Below are 13,719 nucleotides of genomic sequence, written 5' to 3' on the forward strand. Positions count from 1 at the left end.
CGACCCGAGTCGTAGGAGAACAGGTAGCGTTACCCGAAACTTGCTTCTGGAGAGAAATAGATGACGAACGATACAACATACACCGACATGCCACCGGATCAACGCCCGTTGGATTGGATGCGTCGGTCAACTATCGAGGGTTTTGTCGCGCTCGTCGTTGGGGGCGGTAGCGGCATGGGTGCGGCGACTGCGCGTACTTTCGCGGCGAACGGCGGCGTAGTGGTGGTGGCAGATCTACGGCTCGAGAATGCAGAGCTGGTGGCGGCCGAAATCACTGAGCATGGTGGCCAGGCAGTGGCCATCGCCATGGACGTAGCGAGTGAACAGGACATCGAGGCAGCCGTACAGAAGACCGAGGACGCCTACGGTCGGCTTGATGTACTGATCAACTCGGCGACCTGGAGTGCGAACGCCATGTTGGAGAATGTGGACATGAAGGACTGGAATCTCGCATTCCAGACAAATGTGCACGGTCCGATGTTGCTCGCCCGGGCATGCGTTCCTCATATGCGGAAGAGTCCTGCTCCTGCGATTGTCCACGTCGCGTCGTTGGCAGGCTTGACCGGATTCGCTCGCCACTCCGCATATGGGCCAACGAAGGCAGCACTAATTGCAATGAGTCGACAAATGGCACTGGAATGGGCAATCGACGGCATTCGGGTGAACGTCGTCATTCCGGGTACGATCGATTCCCCACTTGCCCGGAAGATGCAATCCCCGCAGATCAGAGCTGAACGATTCCGACAAATTCCTCTGGGACGTCTCGGTTATGCAAGCGAGATGGCAGACCTCGCGGTGTTCCTGGCATCACCCGCGGCTTCATTCATCACTGGACAGACGATCAATTGCTGCGGTGGTTTCTCGATCAACACTTTCGTGGTTCCCAGCGGCATGACCGAAACACTGCGTGAAGCAAGGGAACGAGGCCATACATACTAACCCGGTCGTGCTCCCCACGCTTCGATCATCATCTCGGGAGACGCTGCGGATTTGGGATACCGCAGCCGAAAACACGTCACAGGCGATAGCAGATTTTATGGCTACCGGTCGCCCCGGACATCCCTTTAAACATCACGGAGCCGCACGACTTTGATGCCCGACACACCGGTGCTCACTACGACCCGACCGCTGGAAGCGTGGCCATTCTATTTTGCAAATTTGACGACGGCACGAGTAGCAGCATCACGGATTATCAAGCGCGGGGGCGTCGCGTATCGATTCATCGCCGCGGAATGCGTCGACAATCGGCACCGGGAGTGCGTCGATTATCCGTCCACCCGGCATCCGCACCTGGCGATCGAATAGTCCATGACCTCTGAAATGCGGATCCTTGACAGCTTGCTCCAGCGGTACGACCCGGACGGTGCATGTGTCCGTTTCGGCAAAGCGCGCAACCCACGTATCGGCTGTGGCGCCGACGATCAGTTCTGCGACTCTCTCCCTGACGCCCGGTTCACTTCCCGTCTTGGTTGCGAGTTCAGGCGCGCCAATGACATGCGTGAAGTTTGTCCAGAACTTTTCCTCCAGTGGGGCGGCCGCGAGAAACTGATCATCGAGCGTTCTGTACACCTGATAGCGCGCGGTGCCGCCGGTGACGAGTTCATCGCCCGATTTCGGCCAGCCATTCCCAGTCATACCGTTGCCCAATGCCCAGTACATGAACGGAAACAGGTTGTCCGCCATCGAGATATCCAGCCAGCATCCGTCGCCGGTCACGTCACGCTGCTTCAGCGCCAGAAGGATATTGACGACTGCCGGGTACGCACCGCCGCCGATGTCCGCGATCAACGCAGGCGGCAAAACCGGTGCACCGTCCGTGTCGCACGACAGCGCCAGCATCCCGGTTTCCGCGAGGTAGTTGAGATCGTGCGCAGCCACGTCCGCTTTTGGGCCACGCTGGCCGTAGCCGGTGATCGAACAGTAGACGATGCGCGGATTGCGCTCGGTCACTTGCTCGTAGCTGAGACCGAGTCGCGACATGACGCCCGGCCTGAATTGCTCCACGAGCACATCCGCTTCATCGATCAGCGCCAAGGCCGCTTCGCGGCCGGCTGCACTCTTCAGATCGAGTGCCACCGACCGCTTGCCACGATTGAGCATACCGAAGTTCACACTGTCGGGCCCGGCCTTTGGCACGTACGAACGCATCTCGTCGCCGCCGCGGGTCCGCTCGATCTTGACGACGTCTGCTCCTGCTTCAGCGAGGAGCAGAGTGCACAGCGGCCCCGGCAGCAGCGTACTCAGATCGACGACCTTGATGCCCCTCAGCGGCGCGGACATTATTCGCCGTCTCGTTCGCGTTGGTGGGCGACCTGCGCACGCCTGGCTGGTGCATAGGCGCCATCGCCGAGCGCTTCATAAAGCGCTTGGGTCACGCGATAGTGATGGTTCAGACCAGTGCGCTCCAGCAGCGCAATCGGCCCTTCCGGGTAGCCGAGCCCGAGACGCAGCGTTGTATCGAGATCCGATGCGCTCGCCAGTTTCTCATCGAGACGGCGAAGCGCGGCGTTGTAATACGGTCGCACCAGTCGATCCACGATTCGGCCAGGAAAGTCACCGCAGATCGCCACAACGAAACCAGCGTCCTCGAATGCCTGCTTCGCCTGTGCCAGCGCCGACTCGTCGGCCTGAGCCGGCTTGACGAGTTCGATCAGCTTGCTCGGCTCCGCGTCGCCGAGTCGAAACCGTGCGAAGCCGAACACGTTCGGCGCGGCACCGCCGGTGCGGTCGGCTGTCGCGGAGTCGCCGGTATGAACGGCGAGACATTCATGCTCAAGTTCAATCGCGACGTATGGGGCATCCGCAGGATTCCAGCCGCCGGACTTGTCGCTCGAGTACGCTGCACCCGCCTCCACCCCGATATAGACGCGCGGAGCCGCGTCATCACGCGCCGCGTCGACAAAATCGTGACCTTCGTGGAAAGAGCGGCTCTTGCCCTTCTGGATAATTCGATAACTCATTGTCATGCTCCGAACATCTTCGTGTCGTTGTACGTGTGGAATCCGCGGCCCGTCTTCTTGCCGAGGCGGCCGGCAGCGATCATTCGCCGAACGAGTGGCGGGCACGCAGCGCGCGGCTCGTGCGTCAAGCCATACATAGCTTCGCAAAGCAGACGCTGCGTATCCATTCCGACGAGGTCCAGCAGTTCCATCGGCCCCATCGGATAACCAAGTGCCGTTTTGATCGCCTTGTCGATGTTTGCGGGCTCTGCCACACCTTGTTCCACGAGCCGGATCGCATCGTTGTTGAACGGAATCAGGAAGTAGTTGAGGATGAAGCCTGGCGTATCCTGAGTCCGAACCGGCCGCTGACCGAGCGCTTCGGCGAAAGCCCACGCACGTTCGAACGTTTCATCACTGGTATTCATTCCCGGCGACATCTCGATCAGTTTCATCAGTTGGGCTGGCAGGCAGAAATGCAAGCCGACGAAGCGATCCGGGCGGCCCGATCCACCCGCGATTTCCGTGATCGAAATGGTCGAGGTGTTCGATGCAAACAGTGTATGCGGCGGACAAACCTTGTCCAACGCGCTGAACAACTCGTGCTTGACCTTCAGATCTTCGAACACGGCCTCGATCACGACATCGCAATCGGCGAGATCCTCGAGCTTGGTCGTACCGTGCCAGCGCGACATGATCTCCGGCACCGCGTCCGCGGGCAGTTTGCCGCGCTCCGCGGACTTCTTTAGGAAGCCTTCCGCCTGACCGCGAGCGCGATCGAGCGCGTCCTGCCGAGTGTCGTATACGCGGGTCACAAACCCGGCGCGGGCCGCGACGATCGCGATACCCATACCCATCGTTCCGCTTCCGGCGATTCCTACTGTCTTGATTTGCGCCATACGCGCCTCCTATTTGAGAATGAAGCTACGCCCGATCAGTTGCCGATGGACCTGGTTGGTTCCTTCCCAGATCTGCGTGATCTTGGCATCACGCATTAATCGCTCGACGCGATAATCGGAACAGTATCCATAACCACCCAGCAACTGGACTGCGTCCGTGGTGATGCGCATCGCAGCGTCCGACGCCCGCATCTTGAGCATCGACGCCTCGATGCCGAAATCGGCTTCTCCGGCATCGATCATGCCGGCCACCTGCCAGAGCCACGATTCACACAGCGCAAGCTCCGACGCAAGATCGGCGAGCATGAACTGGATGCCCTGGAATTCGATCACCTTCCGCCCCGATTGCTTGCGTTCGTTGATGTAGGCGACAGCATCCTCGAAAGCGCCTCGTGCAATACCAAGCGCATGAGCCGCCACGCTCGGCCGCGAGCGGTTCAGCGATCCAAGCAGGATCCGCAATCCGTCACCGGGTTCGCCGACGAGGTTCGCGCGAGGCACACGGCAGTTGTCGAACGAAAGCGTCGCCGTGCCGGATGCGCGCGTGCCCATCTTGTCCTCGACACCGATCACGCTGAGGCCCGGAGTTCCCTTCTCGAGAATCAGCACCGAGATTGCGCGCTTCGGATCCTCGATGCCGTCCCACTTGCCGAACAGCAGATACAGGTCGGCGACGTCACCGTTGGTGATGAATGTCTTGCCACCATTGATCACGATCTCGTCGCCGTCCTCGCGGAACATCGTCTTCATGCCGGTCGCATCGGAACCCGCGCCCGGCTCAGTGATCGCCAGCGACGCCAGGGCGCCACCCGCGACAGCCGGCAAAAAACGAGCCTTCTGCGCATCGTTACCGTATTCGATCAACGGCTTGATTGCGTGAAAATTGGTTGCCCAGATAATGCCTGTCGCCGCACACGCCTTCGTGATTTCGCGCACGCACAGCGCGTAGCAAGTGAACGAGAGTTGTGCACCACCGTACTGGTCCGGGATGAACATTGCGTTCAGACCCAGTTCGTTGATCGCATCGATGTTTTCCCGTGGAAACGTCCCTGTTCGGTCGTATTCCGCCGCGCGAGGCGCAATCTGATCTCGTGCGAGCGCCTGCACGCTATCCACGATCATTCGCTCATCGTCGCTCAGGCGAATACGCGAATCGATTCTCTCCAGTATGTTCATTCCATGTTCCGATTCAATTGAGAACAATCGACGCGCTGCTGTTGCGATCGGATATCCGCCGCTACACGCGCATCTCGCAATCACGCATCCTTGAAGTTCGGCTGGCGCTTCTCGAGAAAGGCCTGCATGCCCTCGACCGCATCCTGCGTACGGTACGCAAGCGTCGACAAATCGGCTTCGATGCTGAGTCCTTCGCTCAAGTCGACATCGGCGGCACGGCGTACCGCTTCACGTGCGAACGATGATGCGCATTTGCTGAAACCGATATACCGGTTCGCATATTCAGCACCGAGCGCCCGCGGATCGCCGTCCTCGACGATGCAGTTCACAAGCCCGATGCGTTCCGCCTCCTCGGCAGCAACTGTTCTACCTGACATAACGATATCGAGAGCCCTGGCCTGCCCGACGAGACGAGGCAAGCGCTGCGTACCGCCGTAACCCGGGATCAGGCCCAACTTGATCTCCGGCAGGCCGACCTTTGCTTTTTTCGTCGCGATACGGAAGGTGCATGCCATCGCCAATTCGAGCCCACCACCGAATGCGTAGCCGTGAATGACGGCAATCGACGGAATAGGCAAACGGTCGAGCTTGGCAAACGTTGCCTGGCCGAACAGCGCGCCATTTCGCTCGGCGATGAGCTTCCGGCCCATCAGCTCACGAATGTCAGCTCCGGCGCAAAACGCCTTTTCGCCCTGCCCGGTAATGACGAGCGCGCGTGCATCTGATGCAGCAACACTGTCGAATGCGTCCGACAGTTCCTGCAGAACTTCGAAGCTCAGTGCGTTGAGTGCTTCGGGCCGGTTCAGCGTGATGTATGCAATCGGGCCTTCGACACAGGTTTGGATCGGCATGTAACTCTCCTGACGACTTGTAGAGCGGCGGTACTCCACCTGACTGATTATCAGAAAGCAAACATCGCGCCAGCCATATGATCCGCATGAATCGGTGATCTAGCATCGTCAAGTGTCTGCGCCGAGGACATCGTGTCGCCCATCGCGACAATCCGACGCGGGGACGCGTCGCCCACGTCCCCGCACGGCATGTCCAGTGCCTTTCGTGATATTGCCCCGACTAGCGGCCCACTATTCGATCCCTGCACCGCCAATCGATGGCAACTCGTCTGAATGTTCGCCCCGTTTGCCCGCCCGTGTCCCGCGCCATGCAAAGAGCAATTGTGCGACCACAAGCAGTAGGCAGATCGACATGAACACTGCGCTGATCGGGTGCTGGAAGAACACGAGTAGATCGCCGCGTGATAGGAGCAACGACCGACGGAAGTTCTCCTCGACCATCGGCCCGAGCACGTAGCCGAGCAGGATCGTGGCGACGGGAAAATCAAGCGACAGCAACACGGCGCCTAGAAGACCGAACGCCAAAACCTCGCCCACTTCGAACAGGCTGTTGTTGGTGCTATAGACGCCGACCGCGATGAAAAAGAGTGCAGATGGATACATATAGCGATACGGCACTTGCAGAACCTTTACCCAAACACCGATCATCGGCACATTCAGAATCAGCAGCAAAACATTGCCGATCCAGAAACTCGCGATCAACCCCCAGAACAGATCCGGATGCTCAGTAATCAGCTGTGGTCCCGGCTGATAACCCTGGATCAGAAGCGCACCGAGCAGTAGCGCCATCACCGCATCGCCCGGAATACCGAGGCTCATGGTCGGAATGAAGTCGACCTGCGTCTTCGCATGCGTCGACGCTTCGGGGCTGGCTACACCCTCGATTGCGCCCTGCCCGAATCGTTCCGGCGATTTCGACACCTTCCGTTCGAGCGCATAGGCCAGAAACGTTGTGATCGTCGGGCCGGTTCCTGGAATTGCGCCGAACAACGTTCCGACGAATGTCCCGCGAAGCATCGGCATGAAAGATTGCTTCAGTTCGGACAACGATGGTCGCATGTCACGCAATCGCACCTTCGCCTGCGTGCCGACGTGATGCACTCGGTTGACGTTGCGCAGGAAGTCTGCAACGCCAAACAACCCCATGGCAAGCGCGACCAGTTCGAGATGGTTGGACAGTTCAATGAACCCGAACGTGAATCGTTCGACACCGGTGTTGACGTCAGTTCCGACGATACCGAACAGAAGGCCAAGCGTCGTCATTGCGATGCCCTTGAGCGCGGAGCCCCGCGCCATCGTCGAGCCTGCAATCAAGCCCAGGAGCATGATGGAGAAGATCTCGGCCGGACCGAATTCGAATGCGACCTTTACGAGCCACGGGGATGCGACGATCATCACAACGATCCCAACCGACGCGGCGAAGAACGACGAAATCATCGTGATTCCGAGTGCCGTTCCGCCCTTCCCCATTTTGGTCAACGGATAGCCGTCGATGCACGTTACCGCATGCGGTGGATGTGAAGGGAGATTCAGCAGAATCGCACCGATCGCACCTCCATATTGCGATCCGTAGAAGATGCCAGCCAGCATCAGCAATGCCGGCACCGCATGCATGGTGTAGGTCAACGGTAATAGCATCGCAATGGTTGAAAGCGCGCCCATTCCGGGTAGCACGCCGATCAAATTGCCGACCAATACACCAAAGAACGACCACACCAGGTTCTGCGGGAGGACCGCCACCGAAAACCCATACCAGAGATCATGTAGCGTTTGCCCGATCATGCGCCACCCCACTTGAACAGAGGTAGTTGAACCTTCAGCGCCCATCCGAATATGATGGTGCCGACCACTGCCATGGAGAGCGCGAGGATAGCCGCGTTGCGCCACGAGTTAGCCCGGTCACCAAGCGCCGAAATGAAGACCGTCGCGACTGTCGCTGCAACAAGTCCGAGGTATTTGGCAAACACTACGAATGCCAACAAGCTTGCACAAATCAGAAGCCATGCCTTCCATTCCGCACGAGCAGGTGCCTTCGATACACGACGTTCCGCGATTGCTCCTTTGAAGCCAATCGCGACACCGGCCAGTACGAGAATCACACCCAGAGTCAATGGAAAGTAGCCGGGCCCCATGTGCGTCAATGAACCGACGCTATAGGAAATCGAATGGTTGGCGACCCAGATCCCGATACCGATCATGAGTAGACCACCCCAAACGTCCTTGTTCAGGCTGCGTGCATGGATCATGACGCCTCCAGGGCGGTTGCCACGCGAGTGCGAGGCAACTTCATGCCCCACCGGTTGTATGCCGAGTGGATACGGGATACACACGTCCCGCATCGACCTTCAAATAACGATGCCTGCCTCATGTCTCCTCCATCGGATGCTGTATTTGAATGTGCTCCGAGGTTTGAATCCGTTCACGCGCGTCACGCGTCCCGGTGATGCTCTACTGACTTGCGACGTGCTTTACACGATGCCGTCCCCCTTGAGCCGGGCGAGCGTGTCCGCATCGACATTGGCCCATGTGCGCAGCACGTCTTCGCTGTCCTCTCCGAGGCGCGGTGGCATTTTTCGAAACGTATGCGCATTCCCGTCAACGTGGATGCCGAGGCCGACCTGCGGGATCTGTGCGTCACCTCGCGGTACAGTGTAGAAAAAGCCGCGGCGACGCAGTTCGGGATCGCCGGCGACCTCGTCGATTCGATTGATCGGGCCGGCCGGAATACGCGCTTCGCGAAGGACACTCAGCCAATGGTCGCGTGAGCGCGTGCCGATGACTGACTGGATCTTCTCGACGATCTCGTCGCGCAATTGACGTCGATCGCTATTGCTTGCGTAGCAGGGCGCCTGCCCGAATTCCGGTTCGCCAAGCGCGCGCCAGAAGCGCTTCCAGATCCCGTCGTTTCCAAGACCAATCGTCAGTGGCGCGTCGGCCGCCTCGAACACCTGGTACACGGCAATGACGCTATCGCGCCCGCCCGAGCGCCTCGGAACCTCGCCAGAACCAAGATATGGAACAATGCGCGGCGTCATGAAGCGCGTCATACTTTCGATCATCGAGACGTCGATACAGTGCCCCTGCCCGGTGCGATTTCTGTCGACAAGTGCGGCAAGCACTGCGAGCGCCGCGTCGCTACCGGCAAGCAGGTCAGCTGCCGGCGTGCCGATTTTCTGCGGATCGCCATCGCCTTCGCCCGTGAGGTCCATCACGCCGCTGTAGCCCTCCGCTATGAGGTCGTAGCAAGGCATGTCGCTGCGCTCGCCTTCGAGACCAAACCCCGAAATCGATGCATGAATGAGCCGCGGATTGATTTGCCGAAGGCTCTCATAGTCAATGCCGAGCTTGCGTTGAATGGGCGCCGTCCGGTTGACGATCACCACGTCCGCGCTCTCGACCATTCGTCGCAGTACCTCGAGCCCGTCCGGCTTGCCATAGTCGAGTGTGAGACTGTGCTTATTGCGGTTCACGCTGAGGAACCACAGCGATTCCCCATCGAGAAATGGAGGCCCCCAGGCACGAACGTCGTCTCCTTGCCCGGGTGACTCGATCTTTACGACAGTCGCCCCGAAATCGGCAAGAAGCAAGGTGGCATATGGTCCCGCGACGGACGACGTCATGTCCAGCACGCGCACGCCGTCGAGTAATTTCAAGGGTGATTTTTCGCAAAGCGTCGGCAATTGATCGAAAGCGTTCATGTTTTTTCATAAAGGGATGAGTGCCCGGGCTTAGCAGGGCAAGTCTCATGCCATGTCGTCAACCGCGCACCATCACGACGAAGTCGTTTCCTTACCCCACGCAGTCACCTCCAAATCGAGCTGTCAGCTTGGCGTCGTGTCTTCGATGTGGCCAGCGTGCCTCGACAACACACGCATGTGTCGTCGGCGTGAACACCGGGCATTAGCAACTCTGCCGAGGCCCGTAGAGCTCGCTCAAGACATCAACAAGATGCGCGACGCCACTCCGTCGGGCGTCTGCGACAAGGCGTCTTATTACGCCCCAAGCCGCCACTGGCATAGGTTTTGCTGAAAATTAGTGGTGCTCCGGCCTATCCGACGCTGAAAACGGAGCCAACACCAATCGCGTCGGAAAATCGGGGACGTCAGTTGCCGTGACCCCAAACGTCCTTCGATAAAGACAACTTCGTAACGCGCGTTTGCGTCGCGATGGTGCAGTTCACGCGCTTTCGTGCATCGCTTCAGGAATAATCCATGACCCAATCATCCCGCCCTTCCGTCTTTGGACAGACGCAACGCCCCGACGAAGAATGGCTGTCGCGCGCGAGTCGCGAAACGCCACTCGACCCCGACCTTCCGATCATCGATCCACATGTGCACTTCTGGCACCACAAGAGCGGATACAAGTACTTTGTCGAGGAATTCGCCCACGATGCCGCGGAGTCCGGACACAACATCGAGGCGACCGTCTTTGTCGAATGCAACTCCTTTTATCGTGCCGATGGTCCGGAGCATCTGAAAAGTGTCGGCGAAACGGAGTTCGCCGTCGGCATGGGCGCACTCGCTGCGAGTGGAAAATACACGTCGGTTCGCGCAGCGGCGGGCATTGTCGCGTTTGCCGACCTGATGCGTGGCGATCAGACCGCGGAAGCGCTCGAGGCTCATCTCAACGCTGCCAACGGCCGTCTGAAGGGTATCCGCCAGCGGGCAAAGTGGGATCCCGACCCAGTCGTCCGCGGGCCGGTGAGCGCCGATCGCCCCGGGTTATACCTGGAGCCTGCCTTTGGCAAGGGAATCGACATGCTGAGCGCAATGGGCCTGGCGTTCGACGCGAGCGTCATTCACCCTCAAATTCCCGACGTCACCGTACTCGCGCGCGCGCACCCTAATGCGAACATCGTGCTGATTCACTCCGGGAGTCCGGTCGGCCACAGTTCATATGCAGGCAAGGAGGACGAGAACCATGCGCACTGGCTCGCCAGCATGCGCGAGCTCGCGACATGCCCCAACGTGTCGGTCAAGATGGGCGGCTTGCTGATGTGCCTGGGCAATTTCGACTTCACGACAGCTGAAGTACCACCGACGTCCAAAAAGCTTGCCGAATTGTGGCGACCCTATATCGAACCTTGCATCGAACTGTTCGGTGCTCAACGTTGCATGGCATCGTCCAATTTTCCGGTAGACAAGGCGGGTTGTACGTACGGAACGCTGTGGAACGTATTCAAGCGTATAACGTCCGGATGCTCCGCCGATGAGAAAGCCCTGATTTTCAGCGGCACGGCAAAGCGCGTCTATCACCTTGACGACTGACAGCTGGTCGTAGGTAGTTTTGGAGCCGGCAGCGATCGTCGCGTCGGTTCCCACTGATTGAACATCACCATCCCCCCCCGTCTCGCATCAGCATGGGTATTCAACGATGAGCCAAAATTTTCCGGTATCCGTATTCGGACGCACTCAACCTCCCAACGAAGCATGGCTGGCACGAGCTCAACCCGAGGACCCCGTAGAATCGCACATCGCCATCGTCGATCCGCATCTGCACTTCTGGGATCGCACCGGAAACACATACTTGATTCAACAGTTCGCGCGTGATCTCGCCGACTCAGGACACCGTGTCGAAGCGACCGTAGCCATCGAATGCGGTGCGATGTACCGCACGGACGGTCCCGAGCATTTACGATGCGTAGGCGAAACGGAATTCGCGGTGGGCATCGCCGCAATGGCCGCAAGCGGAAAGTACATGTCATGTCGGGCGGCGGCCGGGATCGTGGGCTGCGCCGATCTGACGCTCGGTAAGCTTACGCAGGAAGTGCTGGAAGCACATATCGCGGCGGCCAATGGGCGTTTCCGGGCGGTACGTCAAAGCGCCAAGTGGGACGCCGATCCGGCGGTTCGCGGGCCCGGGGGAGCCAAGGGCCCAGGCCTGTATCGTGAGGCGGCTTTCGGGAAAGGTATCGATGCGCTTACCGCGCTCGGACTTTCATTCGAGGCCAGTGTCTTTCATCCGCAAATCCCCGATGTCACATCGCTCGCGCATGCGCACCCGGAGGCGAACATCGTGCTGATTCACTCCGGGAGTCCGGTCGGCCACGGGCCATATGCGAATGCGGCGGACAAGATTCACGCGAACTGGCTTGCGAGCATGCGAGAACTTGCTCGATGCCCGAACGTGTCGGTGAAACTTGGTGGCATCCTGATGCATATTGGCAATTTCGATTTCACTGCCGCCGACAGGCCACCGACATCTCGTGAATTGGCGAAGCTGTGGCGCCCGTATATCGAGCCCTGCATCGAGTTGTTCGGCGTCGACCGGTGCATGGCGTCGTCGAATTTCCCAGTGGACAAGGCCGGTTTCGGATACGGAAGCCTCTGGAACATGTATAAGCACATCACCGATGGATGCTCCGTCGACGAAAAGAACGCGCTGTTCAGCGCGACTGCGCGACGCGTTTATCGACTTCCCTGATATAAGATCGGTGTCCGAACCGATCGATGCGAATCGGTTCGCATGCGCCCAAAAGGGAAAAGGGCACGTCATCGTGCCCTTCCGGAAAGGCGAAAACGAAGCGTGAATCCCAGCGCTTATTGAGCCAGCTTCAGATTTGCCGCTTTTGCAACCGCCTGCCATTTACCGAGTTCCTTCTCGACGAACTGCCGAAACGTCGCTGGCGTGCTTTGTACCGGGTCGATATACATCGACTCGCGCATCCGGCTGACGACATCGGGCATCGTCGAGATTTTGTTGAGCGCCCCATTCAGCCGCGTGACCACGTCGATCGGCATTCCGGCCGGCCCGAGAAGACTGAAGAAGGTACACGGATCCAGACCTTCGAGGCCTTTCACATTTGCGCCGTCAAGACCCGGCACATCGGGCAAATACGGTTGCTTCTGGGATGTGGTAATCATTAATCCCTTCAGTTTTCCGGACTTGACAAGCGGTATCGCGAACTGCGCGGTCAGCATATCGAGCTGCACGGTACCCGCCATCATTTCTCGCGAGGTTTCAGCATCCGACTTGAACGGAATATGCGTCATTTTCGTCCCGGTGACGTGCTGAAAATAGACCATCTCGAGATGTCCCGCCGTTCCGACGCCAGATGACGCATAGTTCAGCGAACCAGGATGACCTTTCGCATAGTCGATCAGCTCGGCGACCGACTTGGCGGGTACCGAGTTGCCAACGGTCAACACGCACGGCTGAGCCCCGATATTGCCAATCAGACTGAAATCCTTCAGCGGATCGTATCCGAGGCCCGAGCGGATGGCCGGCGCCTCCGTCAGCGCGCTGCCGCCAGCAACCAATAGCGTATAGCCGTCCGGCTGAGCTGACTGAAGGCTACGAATCGCGGGAAGCTGATTCGCACCGGGCCGGTTTTCGACGATCACAGGTGTATTGAGTACTTGCGACAACTTCTGCGCGTACAGGCGTGCGACGGTGTCCGTCGCGCCCCCTGCCGCGAAGCCGACGTAGATCGTGATCGGCTTTGATGGAAATGTATCGGCATGTGCCGCAGAGATGACAAACATCGCCGCAACGCCACATAACCACTTATGGGCGAACGATTTTACCGACATGGTGTCTCCTACCTTGTATTGGATGTGTCAGCCCGAAACCGGGCCCGAACCGACTCGCTCGGTTTTCCGTTTCCGAGTCGACACTGCGCATACGCGGCGCGTATGCAATCCCGTCAATCTTCGCGTTGCTCAGGACTTCGATAGGCGGACGCGAATTGCGCAAACATGAACACTTCGCGATCGCCGTTGATCATGCGGACTGTAATCAATGCTCGGCGGTCTTCAGCACATCGTCCTTGCGGATGTCGCGCAGCCCCGTCTTCCCGTGGTGGCGATCCGCCAGCTTGTACCCCAGCGCATCCTCCGCAATCAGGATCTTCTG

Annotated in this window: 12 protein-coding genes; 3 read left to right on the plus strand and 9 right to left on the minus strand. The window is 59.0% G+C overall.

Going from position 1 to position 13,719, the window contains the following annotated elements:
• The first annotated feature begins 60 nt into the window (after nt 1–60).
• A complete protein-coding gene (locus DIE23_RS36110; RefSeq protein WP_124617312.1) occupies nt 61–939 on the plus strand; it encodes an SDR family NAD(P)-dependent oxidoreductase in 879 nt (292 codons plus the stop codon).
• A gap of 243 nt (nt 940–1,182) precedes the next feature.
• On the opposite strand, the gene DIE23_RS36115 is transcribed toward DIE23_RS36110, so the two are convergent.
• The 8 genes from DIE23_RS36115 to DIE23_RS36150 form a co-directional block, all read right to left on the minus strand.
• A complete protein-coding gene (locus DIE23_RS36115) occupies nt 1,183–2,280 on the minus strand; it encodes a CaiB/BaiF CoA-transferase family protein (RefSeq protein ID WP_124617314.1) in 1,098 nt (365 codons plus the stop codon).
• Nucleotides 2,280–2,960 carry a 3-hydroxyacyl-CoA dehydrogenase family protein gene (locus tag DIE23_RS36120; RefSeq protein WP_124617316.1) on the minus strand — a complete coding sequence of 227 codons (681 nt, stop codon included), beginning with the start codon at nt 2,958–2,960 and terminating at the stop codon, nt 2,280–2,282. Before DIE23_RS36120 ends, DIE23_RS36115 begins: the two co-directional genes overlap by 1 nt.
• A 2-nt stretch (nt 2,961–2,962) precedes the next feature.
• Entirely contained in the window at nt 2,963–3,838 is an 876-nt protein-coding gene (locus tag DIE23_RS36125; protein WP_124617318.1) for a 3-hydroxyacyl-CoA dehydrogenase family protein, read from the minus strand.
• Between the two features lie 9 nt (nt 3,839–3,847).
• Nucleotides 3,848–5,014 carry an acyl-CoA dehydrogenase family protein gene (locus tag DIE23_RS36130; RefSeq protein WP_124617320.1) on the minus strand — a complete coding sequence of 389 codons (1,167 nt, stop codon included), beginning with the start codon at nt 5,012–5,014 and terminating at the stop codon, nt 3,848–3,850.
• A gap of 80 nt (nt 5,015–5,094) precedes the next feature.
• Entirely contained in the window at nt 5,095–5,865 is a 771-nt protein-coding gene (locus DIE23_RS36135) for an enoyl-CoA hydratase/isomerase family protein (protein ID WP_124617322.1), read from the minus strand.
• A 231-nt stretch (nt 5,866–6,096) separates the two neighbouring features.
• Nucleotides 6,097–7,647 carry a tripartite tricarboxylate transporter permease gene (locus DIE23_RS36140; RefSeq protein WP_124617324.1) on the minus strand — a complete coding sequence of 517 codons (1,551 nt, stop codon included), beginning with the start codon at nt 7,645–7,647 and terminating at the stop codon, nt 6,097–6,099.
• Complete coding sequence (locus DIE23_RS36145; protein ID WP_260436331.1) at nt 7,644–8,111, minus strand: tripartite tricarboxylate transporter TctB family protein; 468 nt, start codon at nt 8,109–8,111, stop codon at nt 7,644–7,646. Before DIE23_RS36145 ends, DIE23_RS36140 begins: the two co-directional genes overlap by 4 nt.
• A gap of 222 nt (nt 8,112–8,333) precedes the next feature.
• Complete coding sequence (locus DIE23_RS36150) at nt 8,334–9,563, minus strand: CaiB/BaiF CoA-transferase family protein (protein ID WP_124617326.1); 1,230 nt, start codon at nt 9,561–9,563, stop codon at nt 8,334–8,336.
• Nucleotides 9,564–10,076: 513 nt separating this feature from the next.
• On the opposite strand from DIE23_RS36150, the gene DIE23_RS36155 reads away from it, so the two are divergent.
• Together DIE23_RS36155 and DIE23_RS36160 are read left to right on the plus strand one after the other, a co-directional pair.
• Complete coding sequence (locus tag DIE23_RS36155; protein WP_124617328.1) at nt 10,077–11,132, plus strand: amidohydrolase; 1,056 nt, start codon at nt 10,077–10,079, stop codon at nt 11,130–11,132.
• A gap of 106 nt (nt 11,133–11,238) precedes the next feature.
• On the plus strand, nt 11,239–12,288 hold the full coding sequence (locus DIE23_RS36160; RefSeq protein ID WP_124617330.1) for an amidohydrolase: 1,050 nt from the start codon (nt 11,239–11,241) through the stop codon (nt 12,286–12,288).
• Between the two features lie 116 nt (nt 12,289–12,404).
• Here DIE23_RS36160 and DIE23_RS36165 read toward each other — a convergent pair whose 3' ends face one another.
• Complete coding sequence (locus tag DIE23_RS36165; protein ID WP_124617332.1) at nt 12,405–13,397, minus strand: tripartite tricarboxylate transporter substrate binding protein; 993 nt, start codon at nt 13,395–13,397, stop codon at nt 12,405–12,407.
• Nucleotides 13,398–13,719 lie beyond the last annotated feature (322 nt).

It is taken from the genome of Burkholderia sp. Bp9143 (assembly GCF_003853645.1).
In the GTDB taxonomy this organism is placed as follows: Bacteria; Pseudomonadota; Gammaproteobacteria; order Burkholderiales; family Burkholderiaceae; genus Burkholderia.